The 23,796-nt window shown below is 64.3% G+C and carries 34 protein-coding genes and 1 tRNA gene; 31 read left to right on the forward strand and 4 right to left on the reverse strand.

Annotated features, from left to right (window positions below; all coding sequences use genetic code 11):
* Positions 1-71 precede the first annotated feature (71 nt).
* Positions 72-147, reverse strand: a tRNA-Trp gene (locus SP6_RS00780).
* 304 nt (positions 148-451) lie between these two features.
* Between SP6_RS00780 and rpsL the strand changes: the two genes are divergently transcribed.
* The 28 genes from rpsL (at position 452) to SP6_RS00920 (ending at position 19,085) form a co-directional block, all read left to right on the forward strand.
* Entirely contained in the window at positions 452-823 is a 372-nt protein-coding gene (rpsL, locus tag SP6_RS00785) for a 30S ribosomal protein S12 (protein WP_007406072.1), read from the forward strand.
* Between the two features lie 66 nt (positions 824-889).
* Positions 890-1,360, forward strand: coding sequence for a 30S ribosomal protein S7 (rpsG, locus tag SP6_RS00790; RefSeq protein WP_007406077.1), 471 nt, complete (start codon positions 890-892; stop codon positions 1,358-1,360).
* A 147-nt stretch (positions 1,361-1,507) separates the two neighbouring features.
* Entirely contained in the window at positions 1,508-3,583 is a 2,076-nt protein-coding gene (fusA, locus tag SP6_RS00795) for an elongation factor G (protein ID WP_007406097.1), read from the forward strand.
* A 135-nt stretch (positions 3,584-3,718) separates the two neighbouring features.
* The gene (gene tuf, locus SP6_RS00800; protein WP_007406059.1) at positions 3,719-4,912 is read left to right on the forward strand and encodes an elongation factor Tu; all 1,194 of its coding nucleotides are present in this window, start codon (positions 3,719-3,721) and stop codon (positions 4,910-4,912) included.
* 596 nt (positions 4,913-5,508) lie between these two features.
* Positions 5,509-5,817 (forward strand): 30S ribosomal protein S10, encoded by a 309-nt coding sequence (gene rpsJ, locus SP6_RS00805; protein ID WP_007406109.1) that lies wholly within the window; start codon positions 5,509-5,511, stop codon positions 5,815-5,817.
* Positions 5,818-6,101: 284 nt separating this feature from the next.
* The gene (gene rplC / locus SP6_RS00810) at positions 6,102-6,836 is read left to right on the forward strand and encodes a 50S ribosomal protein L3 (RefSeq protein ID WP_007406081.1); all 735 of its coding nucleotides are present in this window, start codon (positions 6,102-6,104) and stop codon (positions 6,834-6,836) included.
* 3 nt (positions 6,837-6,839) lie between these two features.
* Complete coding sequence (rplD, locus tag SP6_RS00815) at positions 6,840-7,466, forward strand: 50S ribosomal protein L4 (protein WP_007406134.1); 627 nt, start codon at positions 6,840-6,842, stop codon at positions 7,464-7,466.
* On the forward strand, positions 7,459-7,770 hold the full coding sequence (locus tag SP6_RS00820) for a 50S ribosomal protein L23 (protein WP_007406080.1): 312 nt from the start codon (positions 7,459-7,461) through the stop codon (positions 7,768-7,770). Before rplD ends, SP6_RS00820 begins: the two co-directional genes overlap by 8 nt.
* 4 nt (positions 7,771-7,774) lie before the next feature.
* Positions 7,775-8,626, forward strand: coding sequence for a 50S ribosomal protein L2 (rplB, locus tag SP6_RS00825; protein WP_007406051.1), 852 nt, complete (start codon positions 7,775-7,777; stop codon positions 8,624-8,626).
* Between the two features lie 6 nt (positions 8,627-8,632).
* The gene (gene rpsS, locus SP6_RS00830; protein ID WP_037569384.1) at positions 8,633-8,911 is read left to right on the forward strand and encodes a 30S ribosomal protein S19; all 279 of its coding nucleotides are present in this window, start codon (positions 8,633-8,635) and stop codon (positions 8,909-8,911) included.
* A complete protein-coding gene (rplV, locus tag SP6_RS00835; protein ID WP_007406087.1) occupies positions 8,911-9,288 on the forward strand; it encodes a 50S ribosomal protein L22 in 378 nt (125 codons plus the stop codon). Before rpsS ends, rplV begins: the two co-directional genes overlap by 1 nt.
* A complete protein-coding gene (gene rpsC / locus SP6_RS00840; protein ID WP_007406047.1) occupies positions 9,288-9,998 on the forward strand; it encodes a 30S ribosomal protein S3 in 711 nt (236 codons plus the stop codon). Before rplV ends, rpsC begins: the two co-directional genes overlap by 1 nt.
* Positions 9,999-10,010: 12 nt before the next feature.
* Positions 10,011-10,445, forward strand: coding sequence for a 50S ribosomal protein L16 (gene rplP, locus SP6_RS00845; protein ID WP_007406071.1), 435 nt, complete (start codon positions 10,011-10,013; stop codon positions 10,443-10,445).
* Positions 10,445-10,645: a 50S ribosomal protein L29 gene (gene rpmC / locus SP6_RS00850; protein ID WP_007406063.1), complete on the forward strand. Its 201-nt coding sequence runs from the start codon at positions 10,445-10,447 to the stop codon at positions 10,643-10,645. The genes rplP and rpmC overlap by 1 nt, the downstream gene beginning before the upstream one ends.
* Positions 10,646-10,657: 12 nt before the next feature.
* Positions 10,658-10,930 carry a 30S ribosomal protein S17 gene (gene rpsQ / locus SP6_RS00855; protein WP_037569382.1) on the forward strand — a complete coding sequence of 91 codons (273 nt, stop codon included), beginning with the start codon at positions 10,658-10,660 and terminating at the stop codon, positions 10,928-10,930.
* Positions 10,931-11,164: 234 nt separating this feature from the next.
* A complete protein-coding gene (rplN, locus tag SP6_RS00860; protein WP_007406105.1) occupies positions 11,165-11,533 on the forward strand; it encodes a 50S ribosomal protein L14 in 369 nt (122 codons plus the stop codon).
* Positions 11,533-11,850, forward strand: a complete 318-nt coding sequence (gene rplX, locus SP6_RS00865; RefSeq protein ID WP_007406132.1) for a 50S ribosomal protein L24 — start codon at positions 11,533-11,535, stop codon at positions 11,848-11,850. The genes rplN and rplX overlap by 1 nt, the downstream gene beginning before the upstream one ends.
* Entirely contained in the window at positions 11,843-12,424 is a 582-nt protein-coding gene (gene rplE, locus SP6_RS00870; protein WP_037569379.1) for a 50S ribosomal protein L5, read from the forward strand. The genes rplX and rplE overlap by 8 nt, the downstream gene beginning before the upstream one ends.
* A 57-nt stretch (positions 12,425-12,481) precedes the next feature.
* Entirely contained in the window at positions 12,482-12,787 is a 306-nt protein-coding gene (gene rpsN / locus SP6_RS00875; RefSeq protein WP_007406083.1) for a 30S ribosomal protein S14, read from the forward strand.
* A gap of 12 nt (positions 12,788-12,799) precedes the next feature.
* Complete coding sequence (gene rpsH, locus SP6_RS00880) at positions 12,800-13,195, forward strand: 30S ribosomal protein S8 (RefSeq protein WP_037569377.1); 396 nt, start codon at positions 12,800-12,802, stop codon at positions 13,193-13,195.
* On the forward strand, positions 13,195-13,728 hold the full coding sequence (rplF, locus tag SP6_RS00885; RefSeq protein ID WP_007406127.1) for a 50S ribosomal protein L6: 534 nt from the start codon (positions 13,195-13,197) through the stop codon (positions 13,726-13,728). Before rpsH ends, rplF begins: the two co-directional genes overlap by 1 nt.
* On the forward strand, positions 13,728-14,084 hold the full coding sequence (rplR, locus tag SP6_RS00890; protein ID WP_007406066.1) for a 50S ribosomal protein L18: 357 nt from the start codon (positions 13,728-13,730) through the stop codon (positions 14,082-14,084). The genes rplF and rplR overlap by 1 nt, the downstream gene beginning before the upstream one ends.
* A gap of 1 nt (position 14,085) precedes the next feature.
* Positions 14,086-14,802, forward strand: a complete 717-nt coding sequence (gene rpsE, locus SP6_RS00895) for a 30S ribosomal protein S5 (protein WP_007406126.1) — start codon at positions 14,086-14,088, stop codon at positions 14,800-14,802.
* Positions 14,803-14,808: 6 nt separating this feature from the next.
* Positions 14,809-14,985, forward strand: a complete 177-nt coding sequence (gene rpmD, locus SP6_RS00900) for a 50S ribosomal protein L30 (RefSeq protein WP_007406145.1) — start codon at positions 14,809-14,811, stop codon at positions 14,983-14,985.
* A gap of 247 nt (positions 14,986-15,232) precedes the next feature.
* Positions 15,233-15,763 carry a 50S ribosomal protein L15 gene (gene rplO, locus SP6_RS00905; RefSeq protein WP_007406041.1) on the forward strand — a complete coding sequence of 177 codons (531 nt, stop codon included), beginning with the start codon at positions 15,233-15,235 and terminating at the stop codon, positions 15,761-15,763.
* A 157-nt stretch (positions 15,764-15,920) separates the two neighbouring features.
* Positions 15,921-17,285, forward strand: coding sequence for a preprotein translocase subunit SecY (gene secY, locus SP6_RS00910; protein WP_037569375.1), 1,365 nt, complete (start codon positions 15,921-15,923; stop codon positions 17,283-17,285).
* A gap of 43 nt (positions 17,286-17,328) precedes the next feature.
* Positions 17,329-17,976 (forward strand): adenylate kinase, encoded by a 648-nt coding sequence (locus SP6_RS00915; RefSeq protein WP_007406143.1) that lies wholly within the window; start codon positions 17,329-17,331, stop codon positions 17,974-17,976.
* Between the two features lie 230 nt (positions 17,977-18,206).
* Positions 18,207-19,085 carry a tyrosine recombinase XerC gene (locus SP6_RS00920; protein WP_007406050.1) on the forward strand — a complete coding sequence of 293 codons (879 nt, stop codon included), beginning with the start codon at positions 18,207-18,209 and terminating at the stop codon, positions 19,083-19,085.
* A gap of 6 nt (positions 19,086-19,091) precedes the next feature.
* On the opposite strand, the gene SP6_RS00925 is transcribed toward SP6_RS00920, so the two are convergent.
* Positions 19,092-19,697, reverse strand: coding sequence for a DedA family protein (locus tag SP6_RS00925; protein ID WP_007406089.1), 606 nt, complete (start codon positions 19,695-19,697; stop codon positions 19,092-19,094).
* Between the two features lie 112 nt (positions 19,698-19,809).
* Here SP6_RS00925 and lepB point away from each other — a divergent pair, with 112 nt between their 5' ends.
* Both lepB and rnc read left to right on the forward strand, forming a co-directional pair.
* A complete protein-coding gene (gene lepB, locus SP6_RS00930; RefSeq protein ID WP_007406119.1) occupies positions 19,810-20,607 on the forward strand; it encodes a signal peptidase I in 798 nt (265 codons plus the stop codon).
* Positions 20,562-21,269 carry a ribonuclease III gene (gene rnc, locus SP6_RS00935; RefSeq protein WP_007406052.1) on the forward strand — a complete coding sequence of 236 codons (708 nt, stop codon included), beginning with the start codon at positions 20,562-20,564 and terminating at the stop codon, positions 21,267-21,269. The genes lepB and rnc overlap by 46 nt, the downstream gene beginning before the upstream one ends.
* Before the next feature lie 124 nt (positions 21,270-21,393).
* Here rnc and SP6_RS00940 read toward each other — a convergent pair whose 3' ends face one another.
* Positions 21,394-21,615 (reverse strand): hypothetical protein, encoded by a 222-nt coding sequence (locus tag SP6_RS00940; RefSeq protein WP_007406128.1) that lies wholly within the window; start codon positions 21,613-21,615, stop codon positions 21,394-21,396.
* A 136-nt stretch (positions 21,616-21,751) separates the two neighbouring features.
* Between SP6_RS00940 and era the strand changes: the two genes are divergently transcribed.
* Entirely contained in the window at positions 21,752-22,648 is an 897-nt protein-coding gene (gene era / locus SP6_RS00945) for a GTPase Era (protein ID WP_007406064.1), read from the forward strand.
* A 70-nt stretch (positions 22,649-22,718) separates the two neighbouring features.
* Here era and queG read toward each other — a convergent pair whose 3' ends face one another.
* Positions 22,719-23,780 carry a tRNA epoxyqueuosine(34) reductase QueG gene (gene queG, locus SP6_RS00950; protein WP_007406040.1) on the reverse strand — a complete coding sequence of 354 codons (1,062 nt, stop codon included), beginning with the start codon at positions 23,778-23,780 and terminating at the stop codon, positions 22,719-22,721.
* Positions 23,781-23,796: the final 16 nt, after the last annotated feature.

Raw genomic sequence — 23,796 nt, forward strand, 5'->3', positions numbered from 1 at the left:
GGGGAGGAAAAAGGCGCAACGGGACGCTCACCGCGAGGGCGGCGTTACAAATCCAACGATGTCGGGAAAAGTGGCAGGAGTGCACGGACTCGAACCGTGGGCCCTCGGTTTTGGAGACCGATGCTCTACCAACTGAGCTACACTCCTGCGAGGCGGCCGCCATTAGCCCGGCTAGCCGGTCGGGACAAGACCCAATTATGTGATTTCCGCATATAGTTCGAAAGAGCGCTTGCCGTGCTCCCCGCGCCGACATTGACCCCCGCCCGACTCCCGCGTATAGGCCGCCGCTGCACGAAGGGGATTTCTCGGGATTCGGGACATGTCCGTCGGGCAAGCTTGAACATTGCTGGATGCGAATAGGGCCGGGCGAAAGCCGCAAAGGCCCCTTTTTGTATTCCGAAGTGCTGTGATGGCTCCAGCAAAGTAACCTCATGGAAAGGTGAAGGCTTCAATGCCGACGATCAACCAGCTGGTCCGCAAGGGCCGCGAACTGCAGAAGGCCAAGTCCAAGGTCCCTGCAATGGAGCAGAACCCGCAGAAGCGCGGCGTTTGCACCCGTGTCTACACGACGACCCCGAAGAAGCCGAACTCGGCGCTTCGCAAGGTGGCCAAGGTCCGTCTGACCAACAGCCGCGAAGTCATTTCGTACATCCCGGGCGAAGGCCACAACCTGCAGGAGCACTCGGTGGTGCTCATCCGCGGCGGCCGTGTGCGCGACCTTCCCGGCGTGCGCTACCACGTGCTGCGCGGCGTTCTCGACACGCAGGGTGTGAAGGATCGCAAGCAGTCCCGCTCGAAGTACGGCGCGAAGCGTCCGAAGTAAGCCGGTCGGGCCTCTCCTGAGGCTCCTCGACCACCAAAGGCTGAAGTTTTGTAAGGAAATACGAGAATGGCTCGTCGTCGTCGTCCCGAAAAGCGGGAAATCCTGCCGGACCCCAAGTTCGGAGATGTGGTCCTGTCGAAGTTCATGAATTCGGTCATGCTGGACGGTAAGAAGTCCGTGGCCGAAGCTATCGTGTACGGTGCTCTGGAAACCGTCGAGACTCGCGCCAAGCGCGATCCGATCGGCGTGTTCCACGATGCGCTGAACAACATCAAGCCGGGCATCGAAGTCCGTTCGCGCCGCGTCGGCGGTGCGACCTACCAGGTTCCGGTCGAAGTCCGTCCGGAGCGCGCCCAGGCTCTGGCCATCCGTTGGCTGATCGGCGCGTCGCGCGCCCGTTCGGAGAACACGATGGCCGCGCGTCTGTCGGGTGAGCTGATGGATGCCGCGAACAACCGCGGCAACGCGGTCAAGAAGCGCGAAGATACGCACCGCATGGCGGAAGCGAATCGCGCCTTCTCGCACTACCGCTGGTAAGGGCCTTGCGGCGGACCGGATTTGTTTCCGGCCTGCCGCAACCTTTTCAGGGTGCGGTGCCGGCGGTCTTCCGCTGGTCACGCAAACAGCCTATATAAGGGGGAGCCGGGCCAACCGGCTCCCCCCTACGCTTGAGGAAGATCGATCATGGCCCGCAGCCATCCGCTCGAGAAGTATCGCAACATCGGCATCATGGCGCACATCGATGCCGGCAAGACGACCACGACCGAGCGCATTCTTTATTACACCGGCAAGTCCTACAAGATCGGCGAAGTGCACGAAGGCACCGCCACCATGGACTGGATGGAGCAGGAGCAGGAGCGCGGCATCACCATCACGTCGGCCGCGACGACCTGTTTCTGGAACGACAACCGCATCAACATCATCGACACCCCCGGGCACGTCGACTTCACCATCGAAGTGGAGCGTTCGCTCCGCGTGCTCGACGGCGCGGTCGCCTGCTTCGACGGCGTGGCGGGTGTTGAGCCGCAATCGGAAACCGTGTGGCGTCAGGCCGACAAGTACGGCGTGCCGCGCATGTGCTTCGTCAACAAGCTCGACCGCACCGGCGCCGACTTCTATTTTTGCGTGAACTCGATCATCGAGCGTCTCGGCGCGCGTCCGGCGGTCCTGTATCTGCCGATCGGCATCGAGGGCGGCTTCAAGGGCCTGGTCGACCTGGTCCACAACCGCGCGATCATCTGGCTCGAAGAGTCGCTGGGTGCCAAGTTCGAATATCAGGACATCCCCGATGACCTGAAGGAAAAGGCCGCCAAGTATCGCAGCGACCTGATCGAAATGGCCGTCGAGCAGGACGACGCCGCGATGGAATCGTACCTCGAGGGCAACGAGCCGTCGGTGGACGAGCTGAAGAAGCTGATCCGCAAGGGCACGCTGGAAATGGCGTTCGTCCCCGTGGTCTGCGGCTCGGCGTTCAAGAACAAGGGCGTGCAGCCCCTGCTCGACGCGGTCATCGACTATCTGCCGAGCCCGCTCGACGTTCCGGCCATCAAGGGCGTGAAGCTCGACGGCGAGACGCCGGACGAGCGTCCTTCGTCGGACACCGAGCCCTTCTCGGCGCTGGCGTTCAAGATCATGAACGACCCGTTCGTCGGTTCGCTGACCTTCGCCCGCATCTATTCGGGCAAGCTCGAGACCTCGTCGCAGGTCCTGAACTCGGTCAAGGACAAGAAGGAAAAGATCGGCCGCATGCTGCTCATGCATGCGAACAGCCGTGAGGACATCCAGGAAGCCTATGCCGGCGACATCGTCGCGCTCGCGGGCCTCAAGGATACCACGACCGGTGACACGCTCTGCGCGCAGAACGCCCCGATCATCCTGGAGCGCATGGAATTCCCCGAGCCCGTCATCGAGCTGTCGGTGGAGCCGAAGACCAAGGCCGACCAGGAGAAGATGGGCGTCGCGCTCAATCGTCTCGCTCGCGAGGACCCCTCGTTCCGCGTGACCTCGGACGCCGAGTCGGGCCAGACCATCATCAAGGGCATGGGCGAGCTCCATCTTGAGATCCTGGTCGACCGCATGAAGCGCGAGTTCAAGGTCGAGGCGAACGTCGGTGCGCCGCAGGTGGCGTATCGCGAATACCTCAAGAAGCCGGTCGACATCGACTACACGCACAAGAAGCAGTCGGGCGGCACCGGCCAGTTCGGTCGCGTCAAGGTCAAGCTGACCCCGGGCGAGCGTGGTTCGGGCTTCGTCTTCAAGGACGAGATCAAGGGCGGTAACATTCCGAAGGAATATATCCCCGCGATCGAGAAGGGCTTCCGTGAAACCGCGGAAACCGGTTCGCTGGTCGGCTTCCCGATCATCGACTTCGAAGTCCTGCTGTATGACGGCGCGTACCACGACGTCGACTCGTCGGCGCTGGCGTTCGAAATCTGTGCCCGTGGCGCGATGCGCGAAGCGGCCCAGAAGTCGGGCATCACGCTGCTCGAGCCGGTCATGAAGGTCGAAGTCGTGACCCCGGAAGACTATCTGGGCGACGTCATCGGCGACATGAACAGCCGTCGTGGCCAGATCCAGGGCACCGACACGCGCGGCAACGCGCAGACGGTCGAGGCGATGGTCCCGCTGGCCAACATGTTCGGCTATGTGAACGCGCTCCGCTCGTTCACCCAGGGCCGTGCGCAGTACTCGATGCAGTTCTCGCACTATGACGAAGTGCCGCAGAATGTTGCGGACGAGGTCAAGGCGAAGATGGCCTAAGCGTCTTCCGCGCCTTCGGGAAACCGGAGGCGCGGGGAGCACGCTAGGGGCTGGCAATCGCTTCAAACACCCGCTATGGGGCCGCGTTCGCGTGGCCTCGGATGCGGCACCGAATTCGATTCAGAAGGTAGGAAAATGGCAAAGGCAAAATTCGAGCGGAACAAGCCGCACCTCAACATCGGCACCATCGGCCACGTCGACCACGGCAAGACCTCGCTGACCGCAGCGATCACCAAGGTTCTGGCGGATAACGTCGCCGGCAACGCGGCGGTGGACTTCGCGAACATCGACAAGGCGCCGGAAGAGCGTGAGCGCGGCATCACCATCTCGACCGCGCACGTCGAGTATGAGACCGAAGCGCGCCACTATGCGCACGTCGACTGCCCGGGCCACGCCGACTATGTGAAGAACATGATCACCGGCGCGGCGCAGATGGACGGCGCGATCCTCGTCGTTTCGTCGACCGACGGCCCGATGCCGCAGACCCGCGAGCACATCCTGCTCGCCCGCCAGGTCGGCGTGCCCGCGATGGTCGTGTTCATGAACAAGGTCGACCTGGTCGACGACGAGGAAATCCTCGAGCTGGTCGAGCTGGAAATCCGCGAGCTGCTCAGCTCGTACGAATTCCCGGGCGACGACATCCCCGTCGTCAAGGGTTCGGCGACCTGCGCGCTGTCGGGTTCGAACGACAAGTTCGGCAAGGATGCCGTTCTCGAGCTGATGAAGCAGGTCGACGAATACATCCCGCAGCCGGAGCGTCCGCTCGACAAGCCGTTCATGATGCCGATCGAAGACGTGTTCTCGATCTCGGGTCGCGGCACCGTCGTCACCGGCCGTGTCGAAACCGGCATCATCAAGGTTGGTGAAGAAGTCGAGATCGTCGGCATTAACGACACCCGCAAGACCACCGTCACCGGCGTGGAAATGTTCCGCAAGCTGCTCGACTCGGGCCAGGCCGGCGACAACATCGGCGCGCTGATCCGTGGCGTTGCCCGTGACGAAGTCGAGCGTGGTCAGGTTCTGGCCAAGCCGGGTTCGATCACCCCGCACACCGACTTCCAGTCGGAAGTGTACGTCCTGTCGAAGGAAGAAGGCGGCCGTCACACCCCGTTCTTCGCGAACTATCGTCCGCAGTTCTACTTCCGCACGACCGACGTCACCGGCACCGTCGAGCTGCCTGAGGGCACCGAGATGGTCATGCCGGGCGACAACGTCGCTCTGGGCGTGAAGCTGATCGCTCCGATCGCCATGGACATCGGTCAGCGCTTCACGATCCGTGAAGGCGGTCGTACCGTCGGCGCCGGCGTCGTCAGCTCGATCGACAAGTAAGTCTCGGGCGAAAGCCTGTAGCTTATCGGTAAAAGGGCCGGCCCCGGCGACGGGGTCGGCCTTTTTCGTTTGTGGCGTTGGACGCGACACCCTCACCATTCCGGCGCTACGCGCCTTCCTCCCTCTCCCGCCGGGAGAGGGAAGGGCCCCGCCCGCGTGAGCGAGCGGAAAGGGTGAGGGTGGTGGCCTCACTACGTCCGTTGGCACTGAGCGAAGTCGAAGTGCACGCCAGGCGGCTCGACCAAGGCGTAGCCTTCGACTTCGCTCAGGCTGAACGGGGTGGGGGATTTGCGCCTGTTGACGCAGGGTTCCACCCCTTCCAACAAAAAGCCGCATCCACCCCTTGCGGCACCCCCCGCATCTGCGTATAGGCACACGCCTTGAGGGAATCGGCTGGCACCGGAAAAACCGGAGTCGGCCGTTTGCTTTTAGTGAGGGCAGGGGTGGTCTTTCCGCCACTGTCGTAACCCAGAGTTTGTTTCGGCCCAAGGTCGCCTTCACGGCGGACGGTCGAGTGCATGGTCGGACAGACCGATCGCACTTGCCGCTGTCGTGATCGCAACCGGAAAGCCCGCTCTTTCGCATCGGTAGGGATCATGGACAGCAATATCCGCATTCGTCTGAAGGCGTTCGACCATCGCGTGCTCGATCAGGCGACCGGCGACATCGCCGACACCGCGCGCCGTACCGGCGCTCTTATCCGCGGTCCGATCCCGCTTCCGACGCGCATCGAGAAGTTCACGGTCAACCGTGGTCCGCACATCGACAAGAAGTCGCGCGAGCAGTTCGAGGTCCGTACCTACAAGCGGATGCTGGACATCGTGCAGCCGACCCCGCAGACCGTCGATGCGCTGATGAAGCTCGACCTCGCCGCAGGTGTTGATGTCGAGATCAAGCTGGCGTAAGAGGGCCAGCGTTCCCGTGGTTGACGATTCCGTCCCACGGGATTTTGGCGTTTCCTGGTTCTAAAGCTGCCAGGCAACGCGTCGAGGTCGCTCCCGCGATCCGGCACTCTTAAGGGATACCGCCCGGTGATCTCGCGAAAGCGGGATGGTGCCGGGGCAGCGTCCCCCGTCTGACCGGTCCGCCGGTCGCCAGCCCGGGACGGGGGCTCGTTTCGCTTTATCCGGGCTGGATATGCCCCCCTTGAATGGTTCTTGGGGGCCTCTGTCGAGGAAGGAACAGGATCATGCGTACCGGCGTGATCGCGAAGAAGCTGGGGATGACCCGCCTGTTCCAGGACGATGGTCGGCACGTGCCGGTCACCGTCCTGGCGCTTGAAGGCGTACAGGTCGTCGCTCGCCGCGAGATGGATCGTGACGGCTACACCGCCGTCCAGCTTGGTGCAGGTGTCGCCAAGACCAAGAATGTTGCCAAGCCGCAGCGTGGCCACTTCGGCAAGGCCGAAGTCGAGCCCAAGCAGGTGCTGGTCGAGTTCCGCGTGAACGAAGACGGCCTGCTGGACGTCGGCGCGGAAATCGCCGCCGACCATTTCGTCCCCGGTCAGTATGTCGATATCCAGGGTCGTACCCAGGGTAAGGGCTTTGCCGGTGCGATGAAGCGCTGGAACTTCGGTGGTCTGCGTGCGACCCACGGCGTCTCGGTCTCGCACCGTTCGCATGGTTCGACCGGTAACCGTCAGGATCCGGGTCGCGTCTTCAAGAACAAGAAGATGGCCGGCCACATGGGCGACAAGAACCGCACCCAGCAGAATCTGGAAATCGTGTCGACCGACGTCGAGCGCGGCCTGATCTTCGTCAAGGGCTCGGTGCCCGGCTCGAAGGGTGGCTGGCTGATCGTCAAGGACGCGGTCAAGGTTTCGCGCCACGCGGACGCCCCGTTCCCCGCCAGCATCAAGGCGGCCGCCAACAATAACGCTTCTGCCGAGCCTGCTCCGGAAGCCACCGAGAGCCAGGAGGGCTAAGTCGTGAAGGTCAAGGTTCAATCCTTCGCCGGCACCGACGCCGCGGACATCGAGCTCAACGACGAGGTCTTCGGCCTCGATCCGCGCGCCGACATCCTGCACCGCGTTGTGACCTGGCAGCTGGAAAAGCGTCGCGCCACCGCGCGCGGCACCCGTGAGCGCGCCGATGTCGCCCGCTCGGGCAAGAAGCTCGGTCGCCAGAAGGGCGGCGGTGTCGCTCGTCACGGCGATCGTCGGGCCCCCGTCTTCATCGGCGGTGGTAAGGCGCACGGCGCCCGCGTCCGCGACTTCAACCCGGGTCTGAACAAGAAGGTTCGCGCCCTGGGCCTGAAGATGGCGCTGTCGAGCCACGCCAAGGCGGGTTCGCTGATCGTGATGAACGATCTGGCCGTCGAGGGTAACAAGACGAAGACGCTGCAGGGCGATCTGGTGAAGCTCGGCTTCGGCAAGACCGCGCTGGTCATCGATGGCGACGCCGTCGAGACGTCGTTCGCGCTGGCCGCGGGCAACCTGAAGGAAATCAACGTCCTTCCGGCCGCTGGCGCCAATGTCTACGACATTCTGAAGCATGACACCCTGGTGCTGACGCGCTCGGCTGTCGAAAAGCTGGAGGCCCGTTTCCATGGCTAAGCAGCAGAAGGCGATCGATCCGCGTCATTACGACGTGATCGTTGCGCCGCACATCACCGAGAAGGCGACGCTCCTCAGCGAGCACAACGCCGTGGTGTTCAAGGTCGCCCCCGGTGCTTCCAAGCCCGAGATCAAGGCGGCGGTGGAAGCGCTGTTCGACGTGACCGTCACCGGCGTGAACACCATCGTCCAGAAGGGCAAGACCAAGAAGTGGAAGGGCGCTCCGTACCAGCGCTCGGACATGAAGAAGGCGATCGTCACCCTCAAGGACGGTCAGTCCATTGACGTGACGACGGGGATCTGAGGCGATGGCACTCAAGCATTATAACCCGACGAGCCCGGCCCGCCGCGGCCTGATCCTCGTCGACCGCTCGGCGCTCTGGAAGGGCGCGCCCGTCAAGGCGCTCACCGAAGGCAAGCGCAAGACCGGCGGCCGCAACAACAAGGGCCATGTGACCAGCCGCGGCATCGCGGGCGGCCACAAGCAGCGTTACCGCTTCATCGACTTCAAGCGTCGTCAGTGGGACGTCGAGGGCACCGTGGAGCGGATCGAATATGATCCCAACCGCACCGCCTTCATCGCGCTGATCAACTATGGCACCGATGCCGAGGGCAAGGACAACCTGGCCTACATCATCGCGCCGCAGCGTCTGACCGTTGGCGACAAGGTCATCGCCGGCAAGAAGACCGACGTGAAGCCGGGCAACGCCATGGAGCTGGGCCAGATGCCGGTCGGCACCATTGTCCACAACGTCGAGATGAAGCCTGGCAAGGGCGGTCAGATCGCACGTTCGGCCGGCACCTATGTGCAGGTCGTGGGTCGCGACAAGGGCATGGTCATCGTCCGTCTGAACTCGGGCGAGCAGCGCTACATCCGTGCAGACTGCATGGCGACCGTCGGCGCGGTGTCGAACCCCGACAACGGCAACACCAACCTGGCGAAGGCTGGTCGCAACCGTTGGAAGGGCCATCGTCCGCTTACCCGCGGTGTCGCGAAGAACCCGGTCGACCACCCGCACGGCGGTGGTGAAGGCCGGACCTCGGGCGGCCGTCATCCGGTCACCCCGTGGGGCAAGCCGACGAAGGGTGCGCGCACTCGTCACAACAAGGCGACGGACAAGATGATCATCCGTAGCCGTCACGCCAAGAAGAAGGGCTAACACGCAATGGCTCGTTCCGTTTGGAAGGGTCCTTTCGTGGACCTCCATCTCCTGAAGAAGGCCGAAGTGGCTCAGGATGCTGGCAACCGCGCAGGTCCGATCAAGACCTGGTCGCGTCGCTCGACCATCCTGCCGTCGTTCGTCGGCCTGACCTTCAACGTCTACAATGGTCGCAAGTTCGTTCCCGTCTCGGTGAACGAGGACATGGTCGGCATGAAGCTCGGTGAATTCGCGCCCACGCGCTACTTCCCCGGCCACGCTGCCGACAAGAAGGGTAAGCGCTGATGTCCAAGCCCGCATCCCCCCGCAAGGTCGGTGAGAAGGAAGCGCTGTCGGTCGGCACGCAGATCCGTGGTTCGGCGCAGAAGCTGAACCTGGTCGCGGGGCTCATCCGCGGCAAGAAGGCCGGCGACGCGATGAACATCCTCGCTTTCTCGACGAAGGCGATGGCCGTCGACGCGCGCAAGGTCCTAGCCTCCGCGATCGCCAATGCCGAGAACAACCACAACCTCGACGTCGACGCGCTCGTCGTCGCCGAGGCGTCGGTCGGCAAGTCGATCACCATGAAGCGTTTCGCGACGCGCGGCCGTGGCAAGTCCACCCGCATCCTGAAGCCGTTTTCGCGGCTCCGCATCGTCGTCCGCGAGCAGGAAGAAGCATAATGGGTCAGAAGAGCAATCCGATCGGCCTGCGTCTCCAGATCAACCGCACCTGGGACAGCCGCTGGTTCGCCGAAGGCCATGACTATGGCCGCCTGCTGCTGGAGGATCTGAAGATCCGCCAGTACATCATGAAGACGCTGCCCCAGGCCGCGATCTCGAAGGTCGTCATCGAGCGTCCGGCTAAGCTGTGCCGCATCTCGATCTTCGCGGCGCGTCCGGGCGTGATCATCGGCAAGAAGGGCGCCGACATCGAAAAGCTTCGCAAGAAGCTGGGTTCGATGACCTCGTCCGACGTGTCGCTGAATATCGTCGAAATCCGCAAGCCCGAGATCGACGCCAAGCTCGTCGCGCAGGGCGTGGCCGATCAGCTGGAGCGCCGTATCGCGTTCCGTCGCGCCATGAAGCGTGCGGTGCAGTCGGCGCTCCGTCTGGGCGCCGAAGGCATCCGTATCACCTGCGGCGGCCGTCTGGGCGGCGCGGAAATCGCGCGTACCGAATGGTATCGTGAAGGCCGCGTTCCGCTGCACACGCTGCGTGCGAACGTCGACTATGCCGAAGCGCAGGCCCACACCGCTTATGGTGTGTGCGGCGTGAAGGTGTGGATCTTCAAGGGCGAGATCCTGGGTCATGACCCCATGGCGCAGGACCGGCTGATGATGGAGGCTCAGACCTCCGGCGTGCGCCCGGCGCGCGACGATCATCGCCGCTAAGGATCAAAGAACATGCTGCAACCAAAGCGCACCAAGTTCCGCAAGGCCTTCAAGGGCCGCATCCACGGCGATGCGAAGGGCGGCACCAGCCTGAACTTCGGTTCCTATGGCCTGAAGGCCATGGAGCCGGAGCGTATCACCGCTCGCCAGATCGAGGCGGCTCGCCGCGCGATCACGCGTCACATCAAGCGTCAGGGCCGCTTGTGGATCCGCATCTTCCCGGACGTTCCGGTTTCGTCGAAGCCTGCCGAAGTCCGCATGGGCTCGGGTAAGGGTTCGCCGGAATTCTGGGCCGCCCGCGTGAAGCCGGGTCGCATCCTGTTCGAGCTCGACGGTGTCGACGGCCCGCTGGCCGCCGAGGCGTTCGAGCGCGCCGCGATGAAGCTGCCCATCAAGACCAAGGTCGTTGCCCGCCTGGGCGACACCTCGCACCTCGGAGGCGAGTAATGGCCAAGACTGAATATACCGGCCAGAGCGACGACCAGCTCGTCGAGGCGCTGGGCAACCTGAAGCGGGAGCAGTTCAACCTGCGCTTCCAGGCGGCCACCAGCCAGCTCGAAAAGCCCAGCCGGGTCAAGGAAGTCCGTCGCGACATCGCGCGGATCAAGACCATTCAAGCGCAGCGCACCGCTGCGGCTGCCAAGTAAGGACCGAGACACATGCCGAAGCGCGTGCTGACCGGGGTGATTGTCTCGGACAAGACCGACAAGACGGTCGTCGTCAATGTGGAGCGGAAGGTTAAGCACCCCCTCTACGGCAAGATCATCCGTCGGTCGAAGAAGTATCATGCTCACGACGAGAGCAATGAGTTCAAGGCCGGTGAGACGGTGCGGATCGAAGAGACCGCCCCGATCTCGAAGCTGAAGACCTGGAAGGTGATCGAGCGGGTGAACACCCACACGACGCCGGAACGGGCCTCGGCCGAGGGCTGACGTTCTTGATTTCGAGTCCCGCTTCTCCGTGTTGGAGGGGCGGGGTTCGGAATGAGACGGCGCCCTTCGGGGCGATGAGCGGATTGGGCGAAAGGTTCCAAGCGACTCGCTTGCCTTTCGCACCAGGAGTGGCTATGGGGCCTCTCCCCCTGGCGCGGACCTCCGCGCCGGGGGTCGTTTTTTAAGGCGGGGTTGGGTCGGTATCCACCCCAGAAGAGAGAAGGAAGCGGATCCATGATCCAGATGCAGTCCAATCTCGACGTCGCGGACAACAGCGGCGCGAAGCGGGTGCAGTGCATCAAGGTGCTGGGCGGCTCGAAGCGCCGTACCGCATCGGTCGGCGACATCATCGTCGTCAGCGTCAAGGAAGCGCAGCCGCGTGGCCGCGTGAAGAAGGGCGACGTTCACCGCGCGGTGATCGTGCGTACCGCCAAGGACATCCGTCGCGCCGACGGTTCGGTGATCCGTTTCGACGGTAACGCCGCCGTGCTGGTCAACAAGAACGAGGAGCCGATCGGCACCCGTATCTTTGGCCCGGTCGTGCGTGAGCTTCGCGGTAAGAAGCACATGAAGATCATCTCGCTGGCGCCGGAGGTTTTGTAATGGCCGCTGCACGCATCAAGAAGGGTGACAAGGTCATCGTCCTGTCCGGCAAGGACAAGGGCAAGACCGGCACCGTGTCGCTGGCGATGCCGAAGGACGGCAAGGTCGTCGTGGACGGCGTCAACATCGCCACCCGTCACCGCAAGCCGACCCAGGCGAACCCGCAGGGTGGCCTGGAGCGCACGGCCGCTCCGCTGCACATCTCGAAGGTTGCGCACGTGACCGCCGATGGCAAGCCGACCCGCGTCCGTTTCGAGACGCAGGATGGCAAGAAGGTCCGCGTGGCCGTCAAGACCGGGGAGAAGATCGATGGCTGATTACAAGCCCCGCATGAAGGCTATCTATGACGATAGCATCATCAAGGCGATGACCGACAAGTTCGGTTACAAGAACGTCAACGAGATCCCCCGGATCGAGAAGATCGTGCTCAACATGGGCGTGGGCGAAGCGACGCAGGACAAGAAGCGCGTCGACCAGGCCGCCTCCGAGATGGAGCTGATCGCGGGTCAGAAGCCCGTCATCACCAAGGCGAAGAAGTCGATCGCGCAGTTCAAGCTGCGTGAAGGCATGCCGATCGGTGTGAAGGTCACGCTGCGTCGCGAGCGCATGTACGAATTCCTGGACCGCTTCATCACGATCGCGCTGCCGCGCGTTCGCGACTTCCGCGGCCTGAATCCGAAGTCCTTCGACGGTCGCGGCAACTATGCCTGCGGCATCAAGGAACAGATCATCTTCCCCGAAATCAACTATGACCGCATCGACAAGGTGCGCGGCATGGATGTGATCGTGACCACCTCGGCGAAGACCGACGACGAAGCGCGCGAGCTGCTCCGTCTGTTCGGCTTCCCGTTCCCCAAGGAAGACGCTGCCGACGAGAAGAAGGCGGCGTAACCGGACTGCCCCCTCCCCACGCCGGGGAGGGGGTCCTTACAGAAAGAGCTTAAGTCCATGGCGAAACTGAGTTCAATCAACAAGAACGAGAAGCGTCGTCTTCTCGTCAAGAAGTATGCCGGCAAGTACGCGAAGCTGAAGGCGATCGCGAACGACCAGAGCCTCGATGAGACCGAGCGTCTGATCGCGCGCCTGAAGATGGCCGAGATCCCCCGCAACGGCAATCCGACCCGCATCCGCAACCGCTGCGAGATCACCGGTCGCCCGCGTGCGTATTACCGCAAGTTCCGTCTCGCTCGCGTCATGCTGCGCGATCTGGCCAACAAGGGCCTGATCCCCGGCGTCACCAAGTCGAGCTGGTAAGGACCATTTGAGATGGCAGTGACCGATCCCCTGGGTGACTTGCTCACCCGCATCCGCAACGGCCAGCGCGCGCGCAAGGACTCCGTCCTGACGCCTGCGTCGAAGCTGCGCGCCCGCGTGCTCGACGTGCTCCAGCGCGAAGGCTATATCCGTGGCTACAGCGAAGAGCAGATGGGCCCTGCGGCCGGCATCCGCATCGAGCTGAAGTATTTCGAAGGCCAGCCCGCGATCAAGCATGTCGCGCGCGTGTCCAAGCCCGGCCGCCGTATCTATTCGGGCGCGCAGGAGCTTCCGCGCGTTCGCAACGGCCTGGGCATCACCATCGTGTCGACGCCGCGTGGCGTTCTGTCGGACGCCGAAGCGCGCGAGCAGAATGTCGGTGGCGAAGTCCTGGCGGAGGTGTTCTGATGAGCCGCATTGGTAAGAAGGCGGTGTCGGTTCCGGCCGGCGTCACCGCGACCATCGCCGACAAGGTGCTGAGCGTGAAGGGGCCCAAGGGCACCCTCTCCATGCCGCTCGCCGACGAGATCACCTATGACGTCCAGGCGGACGCCATCGGGGTCCAGCCCGCGAACGACACCAAGCGCGCCCGTGCCTTCTGGGGCATGCAGCGCACCATGGTGCAGAACCTCGTCACCGGCGTGACCGCAGGCTTCTCGAAGAAGCTGGTCATCACCGGCGTCGGCTACCGCGCCGCCGCGCAGGGCAAGACCCTGAAGCTGCAGCTCGGCTACAGCCACGACGTCAACATCGACGTGCCGGAAGGCATCGAGGTGAAGACGCCGGACGCCACCACCGTCGAGATCAGCGGTGCGGACAAGCAGAAGGTCGGCCAGCTGGCCGCCGAGATCCGCCGCTGGCGCAAGCCCGAGCCGTATAAGGGCAAGGGCATCAAGTACGACGGCGAGTTCATCTTCCGCAAGGAAGGGAAGAAGAAGTAATGACCAAGGGTCTCTCTCTTTTCGAGAAGCGCCGTCGGCGCAACCGTACCGCGCTGCGTGCGCGTGCGGGCACCCGTCCGCGCCTGTCGGTGCATCGCTCGGGCAAGCACATCTATGCCCAGGTGATCGACGACGAGGCGGGTCGTACCGTGGCTTCGGCCTCGACGCTGGAAAAGGACGCACGCGGCCAGTCGGGCGCGAACGTCGCAGCGGCGAGCGAAGTCGGCAAGCGCGTGGCCGAGAAGGCCAAGGCCGCCGGCGTCACGCAGGTCGTTTTCGACCGTGGCGGCTTCCTGTTCCACGGCCGCGTCAAGGCGCTGGCCGAGGCGGCACGCGAAGCGGGATTGGAGTTCTAATATGGCTGACGAGAACAACGTGGCCGTTGCCGGTGCCGAAGGCGCCGCGCAGGACGCGACCCAGGGTCGCGGTCCCCGGGGCGGCCGTGGCCGTGGTCCGGGCGGCGATCGCGGCCGTGGCGGCCGTGACGGCAACCGTGGTCGTCGCGACGACCGTCGCGGTGGCGCCGAGGAGCAGGGCGAAGAGCTGATCGAAAAGCTCGTCCACATCAACCGCGTCTCGAAGACCGTGAAGGGCGGTAAGCGTTTCGGCTTCGCCGCGCTCGTCGTGGTCGGCGACGGCAAGGGACGTGCGGGCTTCGGTCATGGCAAGGCGCGCGAAGTGCCGGAAGCCATCTCGAAGGCGACGGCTGCCGCCAAGAAGGCGATGGTCCGCGTTCCGCTGAAGGACGGTCGCACGCTGCATCATGATGGCAACGGCCATTTTGGTGCGGGCCGCGTGACGGTGCGTTCGGCTCCGCAGGGTACCGGCATCATCGCCGGTGGTCCGATGCGCGCCATCTTCGAATCGCTCGGCGTCGCCGACGTGGTGACGAAGTCGGTCGGCACGTCGAACCCGTACAACATGATCCGTGCCACCTTCGAAGCGCTGGGCGACCAGACTTCGCCGAAGGCGGTGGCGCAGCGTCGTGGCAAGAAGATCGCCGACCTGCTGGGTCGCGGTCACGGTGCCACCCAGCAGACTGCCGAGGCGGAAGCCGCGGCCGTCGTGGAGTAAGCGACCATGGCTACCATCAAAGTCAAGCAGACCGGTTCGCCGATCCGCCGCACCAAGGACCAGCGCGCGACCCTCGTCGGCCTGGGCCTGAACAAGATGCACAAGGTCTCCGAGCTTCAGGACAGCCCTGAAGTCCGCGGTATGATCCGCAAGGTGCAGCACATGGTTCAGGTGGTGGACTGAGGCACTTCGGGATCGATCCTGCGCTCCGTTCAGCCTGAGCGTAATCGAAGGCCTCGCCGCTCCGCTTGCACTTCGACTTCGCTCAGTGCGAACGGAGAGAAGGATGCGGTCCCGGTCTCACATCCGTCACAATGAACAGTGACAAACACGGGGAAGGGGGCTATGCGGCCCCCTTCCTTTTATCCAACGGTCGTGATTCTTCCCGAGTGACGGCCATGCGCGAAACAAGCGAAAGCGAGTGCAAATCATGAAGCTGAACGAACTTTTCGACAACCAGGGTGCCCGCAAGTCCAAGATCCGCGTCGGTCGCGGTATCGGTTCGGGCAAGGGCAAGACCGGTGGTCGCGGCGTCAAGGGTCAGAAGAGCCGTGAGGGCGTGTCCATTGCGGGCTTCGAGGGCGGTCAGATGCCGCTCCACATGCGTCTGCCGAAGCGTGGCTTCAACAACATCTTCGCCAAGGACTATGCCGAGGTGAATCTGGGCGCGATCCAGAAGGCGGTCGACTCGGGCAAGCTGAAGACCGACGGCACGATCGACCACGCCGCGCTGAAGGCCGCTGGCCTGGCGCGTGGCGGCAAGGACGGCGTCCGTCTGCTCGGCAAGGGCGAACTGACCACCAAGCTGTCGTTCGTCGTGCAGGGCGTGTCGGCCTCGGCGCGTGAAGCGGTCGAGAAGGCCGGTGGTTCGGTCGACGTGCCGCACGTCGTGCCCGCCGCCGAGAAGGCCGCCGCGAAGAAGGGCCAGGCCCGCGCCGCGAAGCTCGCCGCCAAGGCCTGAACCGGATAAGATCCGCCGCTGTCCCAAGGCTCCGGCCCGAATGACAGCGGCGGATTTTGCATCCGGGTTAGACAAGCGCGTCTTCGCGCCTATATGAGCGGCGGGGCGGTTCAAAACGCATCCCGCCGTTTTTCGTTTCCAGGATAACGCAACAGCTATGGCATCCGCAGCCGACCAGATGGCGCAAAGCATCAGCCTGGCGAAATTCGCCAAGGCCACCGACCTCAAGAAGCGGCTGTGGTTCACGATCGGCGCGCTGATCGTCTTCCGCCTGCTCAGCTATGTTCCGCTGCCGGGCGTCGACCCGACCGCGCTGGGCCTGCTGAGCCAGAAGACCACGGGCGGCGTGCTCGACTTCTTCAACACCTTCTCGGGCGGTTCGCTCAGCCGCATGTCGCTGATCGCGCTGGGCGTGATGCCGTACATCACGGCGTCGATCGTCGTGCAGCTCGCGACCTCGCTGAGCCCGCAGCTCGCCGCCATCAAGAAGGAAGGCGAGAGCGGCCGCAAGAAGCTGAACCAATATACCCGCTACGGCACGGTGCTGCTGACCGCGATCCAGGGCTATTTCATCGCCGTTGGTCTCGAAACGCTGGGCGCCAGCCAGGGCATCCAGGCGGTGATCGAGCCGGGCATGACCTTCCGCATTGCGGCGGTCATCTCGCTGATCGGCGGTACGATGTTCCTGATGTGGCTGGGCGAGCAGATCACCAGCCGGGGCATCGGCAACGGCGTGTCGCTCATCATCATGGCGGGCATCGTCGCCCATCTGCCGACCACGCTGGTCAACCTGCTCGAAGGCGGCCGCACCGGCAGCATCGATCCGGTCCGCCTGATCGGCATCGTCGTCGCCGTCGTCATCCTCGTCCTGTTCATCTGCTTCATGGAGCGTGCCCAGCGCCGCATCCTGATCCAGTATCCCAAGCGCGCGACGCAGCGGGGCATGCAGGCCGACCGTAGCCACCTACCGCTGAAGATCAACACCGCCGGCGTGATCCCTCCGATCTTCGCTTCGTCGCTGCTGCTGATGCCGCTGACCATCTCGCAGTTCGCGGGGCAGCGCGTGGCCGGTGAGAGCCGCTGGGGCGACTTCATCATCAGCCTCAACCAGTATCTGCAGCACGGCAGCCCGGTGTACATGCTGCTCTATGGTGCGGGCATCATCTTCTTCTCGTTCTTCTACACGGCGGTCGTGTTCAACCCGGAAGAGACGGCGGACAATCTGAAGCGCTATGGCGGGTTCATCCCCGGCATCCGGCCGGGCAAGAACACCGAGACCTATCTCGATTACGTGCTGACCCGTATCACCGTGATTGGCGCGGCCTATCTGACCATCATCTGTCTGCTGCCGGAATATCTGGTCTCGGCGCTCCAGATTCCTTTCTATCTGGGGGGCACCAGCTTGCTGATCGTGGTCAACGTGACGATGGACACGGTGACGCAGATTCAAAGCCACTTGCTCGCGCATCAATATGGCGATCTGATCAAGAAGGCGAAGCTGAAGGGTGGTCGCCTGCGCTGAAGCGCGGGCGAATCGCAGCCAAAGAGGGGAGATTGACGTGGGCGTGAACATCATCCTGCTGGGTCCACCCGGTGCGGGTAAGGGAACCCAGGCGCAGCGGCTGGTGGCCAATCGCGGCATGGTGCAACTGTCGACGGGCGACATGCTGCGCGCGGCGGTCAAGGCGGGCACCCCTGTCGGGCTCCAGGCCAAGGCGGTGATGGATGCCGGCGAGCTGGTGTCCGACGCGATCGTCTCGGCGCTGATCGGCGAGCGGCTGGACCAGGCGGATGCCGAGGGTGGCGCGATCTTCGACGGCTATCCGCGCACCGAAGCCCAGGCCGAGGCGCTGGACCTGCTGCTGTCCGAACGTGGCAAGACGCTGGACCATGTCATCGAATTGGCCGTCGACGAGGATGCGCTGGTCGAGCGGATCACCGGGCGCTTCACCTGCGCGTCGTGCGGTGCCGGCTATCACGACACCTTCAAGCCGACCCAGGTCGAGGGCGTGTGCGACGTTTGCGGCTCGACCGAGTTCAAGCGGCGTCCGGACGACAATGCCGAGACGGTGCGTACCCGCATGGCCGAGTATCGTGCCAAGACGGCGCCGATCCTGCCGATCTACGAAGCGCGCGGTATCGTGACCCGCGTCGATGGCATGGCCGCGATGGACGCGGTGGGGGCGGAGATCGACGCGATCCTCGATCGCTGATTTTTCCGACTTTGGTTTTGGAAGGGGCGTTTCCGTGAGGAAACGCCCCTTTTGTTTTGGGTTCTGTTTGGTGAGGGCCGGGCGTGCGCTTCGACTTCGCTCAGCGCGAACGGAGGGTGGGATGGGCGCTCGCCTCGTCTCTATTCCCCTGTATCCCGACCTCCGTTCAGCCTGAGCGAAGTCGAAGGCCACGGGATGACCTCCGCCACAATCCAGCCTAAGCCCATGACATGACCGTGCTGATCGCCGACTATTATCGCCATCTCACCGTGGACCTGCGGCGATCGGATCACACGGTCCGCGCCTATGTCGCCACCGCCGAGCGATTGACCGGTTTTCTTACCCGGCATTGGGGCAGCGAAGTCGATGCCGGAGCCTTGTCTCGCATCACCGCCACCGATCTGCGTGCCTATTTGGCATTCCGCCGTGGAGAAGGGCTGACCGCCGCCTCCACCGCGCGGGAATTGTCGGCGGTACGGACCTTCCTTCAGTTCGCCGGCATCGAGCCCCCGGCACTGAAAGGCCCACGCCGAAAGCGGAGCATGCCGCGTCCCCAGGCGCCGGCCGATATCATTGCGCTAGCGGAGGATGTCGCGGAGGATGCCGCCGAGCCCTGGATCGCGGCGCGCGACTGGGCGGTGCTTCTTCTTCTCTATGGCGCGGGGCTTCGCATCGGCGAGGCGCTGGCGCTGCCCGCCGCGATCCTGCCGCTGGGCGAGACGCTGCGCGTTTTGGGCAAGCGCGACAAGACCCGGATCGTGCCTTTGCTGCCCCAGGTGCGCGAGGCGATCGAGCGCTATGCCGCGCAGATGCCCTTTGCCGTGGAGGGGCGAGAGCCATTGTTTCGGGGGGCGAAGGGCGGCCCGCTGTCGCCGGCGATCATCCGCCGGTCGGTGCGCGGCGCGCGCGAGCGGCTGGGACTGGGCGCGCGTACCACGCCGCATGCGCTCCGCCACAGCTTCGCTACGCATCTGCTGGGGCGCGGCGCCGATCTGCGCCAGCTTCAGGAACTGCTCGGCCATGCGAGCCTGAGCTCGACGCAAATCTATACGGCGGTCGATGCGGCGCGGTTGCTGGACATATATCGGACCGCCCATCCGCGCGGGTGAGGGCGTTCAGCGTTCGCAGCGCGGCTTCCAGGTGACCACGCGCCAGACATAGCCGATGACGATGACCACCGTCATCACGATCGCCGCCGGCCCGATATAGCGATCGATCGCCTTGAAATTGGCGCCCAGCCACAGCCCCGCATAGGCCAGGATCGCGTTCCAGATGATGCTGCCGGCAAAGGTCCACAGTAGGAACTTGACGAGCGGCATCTTGGTGATGCCGGCGGGCAGCGAGATCATCGTGCGAAAGGCCGGCATGAAGCGGAAGACGAAGACCACCCAGCCGCCATGCCGCACGAAGAACAGGTGCAGCCGCTCGACATCGCGCCAGTCCATGGTCAGCCAGCGGCCATGTCGCTCGACAAAGGGGCGAAACCGCTCATAGCCGATATAGCGCCCGACCGCGTACCAGGCGTAATTGCCGACGGTCGTCCCGGCGGTACCCCAGAGCAGCAGCGGCACCATCGCCATGTCGCCGCGCGCCACCGCCATGCCGCCCAGCCCCATGATGACCTCGGACGGGATGGGCGGCAGGATATTCTCCAATGCCATCAGCAGGAAGATGCCGAAATAGCCGCCCCAGGCGATGAGGTTGAGGATGAACTCGGTCATGGATGCAGGGATGTACCGATGAAGGGACGGGCGGTTCCCCTATCGCCGATGCCGCCCCGAGGAAAGGCGAAGCGGCTTGACGCCGCGGGCGGGTTGCGCGAACCCGCTGACCATGGCCGACACACCCCAAAAATCGGAAGCCAAGGACACGCTGCGCTTCTTCCTGAAGCTGGCGTTGTTCGTCTTCATCCTGCGCAGCTTCATCGTGACGTCGTTCGTCATTCCGTCGGAATCGATGCTGCCGCGCCTGTTGATCGGCGATTATCTGTTCGTGACCAAGTGGAATTACGGCTATTCGCGCTGGTCCTTTCCCTTCGGCCTGCCCTTGCTGCCCGGTCGTATCCTGGGTCGTGATCCGGCGCGCGGCGACGTGGTGGTGTTCCGCTCGCCGGGGCCCGACGATCATGACGTCATTAAGCGGGTCATCGGCCTGCCCGGCGACACGATCCAGGTGCAGAATGGCCAAGTCATTCTGAACGGTCGCCCGGTGCCCAAGCAGCGCGTCGCCGATTTCATCCTGCCGCTGACCCCCAATTTCCCCGCCGAGAAATGCGGTGCCGAGCATCTCGACACTGTCGCGGGGAAGGCGGTGTGCCGCTATGCCCGGTTCCGCGAGACGCTACCCAATGGCAAGAGCTATGATGTGCTCGACCAGGGCGACTTTCCCGATCGCGACGACACGGTCGTCTATACGGTGCCCGCCGGTGACGTCTTCCTGATGGGCGACAACCGCGATGATTCGGCGGACAGCCGCTTCGCGCCGCCCATGGGCATGGGCTATATCCCGATGAACCGGCTGGAGGGGCGTGCGGCGGTCACCTTCTTCTCGACCGATGGCTCGGCTGAATGGATCAAGCCCTGGACATGGGTATCCGCCGCGCGCTGGAACCGGATCGGAGAAGGGTTTTGAGTTCTGTCGATTCCTGGCTGACCCAGATTTTCGGCCGTGCCCCCCAGGATAGCGCACCCTTTCACCGCGCGCTGACCCATGGCAGCCAGGCGGCGGAGAATTATGAGCGGCTAGAGTTTCTGGGTGACCGGGTGCTGGGCCTCATCATGGCCGAATGGCTGTGGGAACAGTTTCCGAATGAACCTGAAGGGCAATTATCGCGCCGGCTCAATTCGCTGGTGACGGGCCCGGTGTGCGCCGATGTCGCGCGCGACCTGGGCGTGCGCGATCATCTGCGGTTGGGCAAGCAGGCGCGGGACGATGGTGCGTCGGATAGCGACAATGTGCTGGGCGATGTGATGGAGGCGCTGATCGGCGCCTGGTATCGGGAAGCGGGGCTGGATGCGGCGCGTGCCTTTGTCCGCAAGGCCTGGGGTGATCGGGTGCACTCGCAGGGCAAGGCGCCGCAGCATCCTAAATCGGCGCTGCAGGAATGGGCCGCCGCGCATAATCGCAAGGCGCCGGAATATGAGGTGACCGACCGCTCGGGCCCGCATCACGCGCCGCGCTTCACCGTCACGGTGCGGATCGGGCGGACCGCCGAGGCGAGCGCGTCGGGGGCGAACAAGCAGGAGGCCGAGACGGCCGCCGCCAAGGCGTTGCTGGCGAAGTTAAAGGCGTAAGGGGGGGCTTAGGCTTCGACTTCGCTCAGCCTGAACGGGGGGGGGCTTTTTCACAACAGCCGTTCAGCCTGAGCGAAGTCGAAGGCCAAGGGAAAACCTCCGCCTCGCTCAGGCTGTCACCGAATTACTTACCCTTGGCGGCCGCTGCTTCCTTCTTCGCCTGCACCTTGGCCCGGTGGTGGCCGATCGCGCAGCCCGCCGCGGCGCCGAGCACCGCATGGCCCTTGCCGACGAAATGCCCGCCGACACCGCCGACGGCCGCGCCCTTCAGGCAACCCTTGGCCGAGGCGGGGCCCGCGACGGTCAGCAGCGCGGCGGCCGACAGCGCGGTGAGAAGGGTCTTCATGGCATCTCTCCTTACTCTGAAATCACCTGCAAAAAATGCGCGCGCGAGCTTGGCCGTTCCGTGATCGGACCATTATATTCCGTCCATATGGGCTTGGCGTTGCGGGAAGGGGGCCGGGCCTGTACCGCTGGTCGCCATGACTGAACAACGTTGCGGCCTTGTTGCCGTCGTCGGCGCGCCCAATGCCGGCAAATCCACCCTCGTCAACGCGCTGGTCGGCCAGAAGGTCGCCATCGTCAGCCCCAAGGCGCAGACGACTCGCGCCAAATTGCTCGGCGTCGCGATCGAAGGCGAGGCGCAGATCCTGCTGGTCGACACGCCCGGCATCTTCGAGCCCAAGCGGCGTCTCGACCGCGCGATGGTCGCAGCCGCCTGGGAAGGCGCGGAGGGCGCCGATATCCTGGCGCTGGTCGTCGATGGCAAGGGCGGCATCGGCCCCAAGGTCACCGCCATCGCCGAGTCGATCGCACACCGGCCCGAACCCAAGCATCTGATCCTCAACAAGGTCGATATCGCCGACAAGGCGCGGCTGCTCGGCCATGCCGAAAAGCTCAACCAGGTGGTGCCGTTCGACGAGACCTGGTTCGTCTCCGCGCAGACGGGCGACGGGCTACCCGAGTTGAAGACCCGCCTTGCCGGACTGATGCCTCAGGGGCCGTGGCATTACCCGGAGGATCAGGTCTCCGACGCGACCGAGCGCGCGCTGGCGGCCGAGGTGACGCGCGAGCAGATCTATCTCCAGCTTCATGCCGAACTGCCCTATGCCAGCGCGGTCGAGACCGAGGCCTATAAGGAACGCGAGGACGGATCGGTCGAGATCCACCAGCAGATCCTGGTCGAACGCCCCACCCAGCGCGCGATCGTGCTCGGGAAGAACGGCGTGCGGATCAAGGAGATCGGCGCGCGGGCACGGGCGCAACTGTCCGAATTACTGGGACAGAAGGTGCATCTGTACCTGCATGTGAAGGTCAAGCCGGGCTGGGACGAGGATCGGGATGTGTACCGGGATATCGGGCTCGACTGGGTGGACTGACCCCTATTCCGTCATGGCGAGCGTAGCGAAGCGATCCGGGGCGTCGTGCCCGGACATTGGGATTGCTTCGCTACACTCGCCATGACGACGGTTGTGCATTCAATCGCCCCAAGGCCCATTCCGCTGCTTCAACAACCACCGGGTCGGCGTCCCCCAGCAAGCCCCGCAACACCGGCACCAATTCCGCCGCGCCGCTATTGCCCGCTGCGATCGCCGCATTGCGCACCATCCGGTTGCGGCCGATCCGCTTGATCGGTGAGCCGGAAAAGACCTGCCGAAATTCGGCATCGTCCAGCGACAGCAAATCCCCCAGTTCCGGCGCGGTCAGCTCGGCGCGGGGGTGGAAGGCCATGTTCGCCTGCGCCGCCGCGGCGAACTTGTTCCAGGGGCAGACCGCCAGGCAATCATCGCAGCCATAGATGCGGTTGCCGATCGCCACGCGGAACTCCTCCGGGATGGGCCCGGCATGTTCGATCGTCAGATAGGAAATGCACCGCCGGGCATCCAACTGATAAGGCGCCGGAAAGGCATCAGTCGGGCAGGCACGCTGGCAGGCGTCGCAGCGCCCGCAGGTATCGCGCGCCACCGCATCGGGCTCCAGTTCCAGCGTGGTGTAGATCGCGCCTAGGAACAGCCAGCTGCCATGCTCGCGGCTGACCAGATTGGTGTGCTTGCCCTGCCAGCCCAGCCCCGCCGCCTCGGCCAGCGGCTTTTCCATCACCGGCGCGGTATCGACGAAGACTTTCAGGTCGCACCCCGCCTCCTGCGCCAGCCAGCGGCCTAGCGCCTTCAACTGCCGCTTGACCACGTCATGATAGTCGGCGCCCTGTGCATAGACCGAGATGCGCCCGATCCGCTTATGTTCGGCCAGCCGCATCGGATCTTCGGCGGGGGCATAGCTGACGCCCAGCGAGATGACGCTGCGCACCTCGGGCCACAGGCTTGCGGGGCTTTGCCTTTGGTGCGCGCGGTCGGCCATCCAGATCATCGATCCGTGGCGTCCCTCGGCCAGCCATTGGTGCAACCGCTCGACCGTTTTGGGCGCGGCATCGGCATGGGTGATACCGATCGCGGCAAAGCCCAGTTCGGCCGCCTTTGCCTTGATCCGGGTTTCCAGCTTGTCTTGCGCCACGTCAGCCCGCTACCAC

The organism is Sphingomonas paucimobilis NBRC 13935 (assembly GCF_000739895.2).
In the GTDB taxonomy this organism is placed as follows: Bacteria; Pseudomonadota; Alphaproteobacteria; order Sphingomonadales; family Sphingomonadaceae; genus Sphingomonas; species Sphingomonas paucimobilis.

Coding starts and splice junctions, on each gene's coding strand:
- SP6_RS00940 (WP_007406128.1), bottom strand. CDS start 21,615: ATGAAGACCCTTCTCACCGCGCTGTCGGCCGCCGCGCTGCTGACCGTC.
- rplB (WP_007406051.1), top strand. CDS start 7,775: ATGGCACTCAAGCATTATAACCCGACGAGCCCGGCCCGCCGCGGCCTG.
- rplR (WP_007406066.1), top strand. CDS start 13,728: ATGACCAAGGGTCTCTCTCTTTTCGAGAAGCGCCGTCGGCGCAACCGT.
- rplC (WP_007406081.1), top strand. CDS start 6,102: ATGCGTACCGGCGTGATCGCGAAGAAGCTGGGGATGACCCGCCTGTTC.
- rnc (WP_007406052.1), top strand. CDS start 20,562: ATGGGTATCCGCCGCGCGCTGGAACCGGATCGGAGAAGGGTTTTGAGT.
- rplP (WP_007406071.1), top strand. CDS start 10,011: ATGCTGCAACCAAAGCGCACCAAGTTCCGCAAGGCCTTCAAGGGCCGC.
- rpmD (WP_007406145.1), top strand. CDS start 14,809: ATGGCTACCATCAAAGTCAAGCAGACCGGTTCGCCGATCCGCCGCACC.
- secY (WP_037569375.1), top strand. CDS start 15,921: ATGGCATCCGCAGCCGACCAGATGGCGCAAAGCATCAGCCTGGCGAAA.
- SP6_RS00925 (WP_007406089.1), bottom strand. CDS start 19,697: ATGACCGAGTTCATCCTCAACCTCATCGCCTGGGGCGGCTATTTCGGC.
- rplN (WP_007406105.1), top strand. CDS start 11,165: ATGATCCAGATGCAGTCCAATCTCGACGTCGCGGACAACAGCGGCGCG.
- rplX (WP_007406132.1), top strand. CDS start 11,533: ATGGCCGCTGCACGCATCAAGAAGGGTGACAAGGTCATCGTCCTGTCC.
- rplE (WP_037569379.1), top strand. CDS start 11,843: ATGGCTGATTACAAGCCCCGCATGAAGGCTATCTATGACGATAGCATC.
- SP6_RS00920 (WP_007406050.1), top strand. CDS start 18,207: ATGACCGTGCTGATCGCCGACTATTATCGCCATCTCACCGTGGACCTG.
- rpsH (WP_037569377.1), top strand. CDS start 12,800: ATGGCAGTGACCGATCCCCTGGGTGACTTGCTCACCCGCATCCGCAAC.
- SP6_RS00820 (WP_007406080.1), top strand. CDS start 7,459: ATGGCTAAGCAGCAGAAGGCGATCGATCCGCGTCATTACGACGTGATC.
- rpsQ (WP_037569382.1), top strand. CDS start 10,658: ATGCCGAAGCGCGTGCTGACCGGGGTGATTGTCTCGGACAAGACCGAC.
- rplV (WP_007406087.1), top strand. CDS start 8,911: ATGTCCAAGCCCGCATCCCCCCGCAAGGTCGGTGAGAAGGAAGCGCTG.
- rpsS (WP_037569384.1), top strand. CDS start 8,633: ATGGCTCGTTCCGTTTGGAAGGGTCCTTTCGTGGACCTCCATCTCCTG.
- fusA (WP_007406097.1), top strand. CDS start 1,508: ATGGCCCGCAGCCATCCGCTCGAGAAGTATCGCAACATCGGCATCATG.
- rpsG (WP_007406077.1), top strand. CDS start 890: ATGGCTCGTCGTCGTCGTCCCGAAAAGCGGGAAATCCTGCCGGACCCC.
- rpmC (WP_007406063.1), top strand. CDS start 10,445: ATGGCCAAGACTGAATATACCGGCCAGAGCGACGACCAGCTCGTCGAG.
- rplF (WP_007406127.1), top strand. CDS start 13,195: ATGAGCCGCATTGGTAAGAAGGCGGTGTCGGTTCCGGCCGGCGTCACC.
- rpsJ (WP_007406109.1), top strand. CDS start 5,509: ATGGACAGCAATATCCGCATTCGTCTGAAGGCGTTCGACCATCGCGTG.
- era (WP_007406064.1), top strand. CDS start 21,752: ATGACTGAACAACGTTGCGGCCTTGTTGCCGTCGTCGGCGCGCCCAAT.
- rpsL (WP_007406072.1), top strand. CDS start 452: ATGCCGACGATCAACCAGCTGGTCCGCAAGGGCCGCGAACTGCAGAAG.
- rplO (WP_007406041.1), top strand. CDS start 15,233: ATGAAGCTGAACGAACTTTTCGACAACCAGGGTGCCCGCAAGTCCAAG.
- lepB (WP_007406119.1), top strand. CDS start 19,810: ATGGCCGACACACCCCAAAAATCGGAAGCCAAGGACACGCTGCGCTTC.
- rpsC (WP_007406047.1), top strand. CDS start 9,288: ATGGGTCAGAAGAGCAATCCGATCGGCCTGCGTCTCCAGATCAACCGC.
- tuf (WP_007406059.1), top strand. CDS start 3,719: ATGGCAAAGGCAAAATTCGAGCGGAACAAGCCGCACCTCAACATCGGC.
- rpsN (WP_007406083.1), top strand. CDS start 12,482: ATGGCGAAACTGAGTTCAATCAACAAGAACGAGAAGCGTCGTCTTCTC.
- rpsE (WP_007406126.1), top strand. CDS start 14,086: ATGGCTGACGAGAACAACGTGGCCGTTGCCGGTGCCGAAGGCGCCGCG.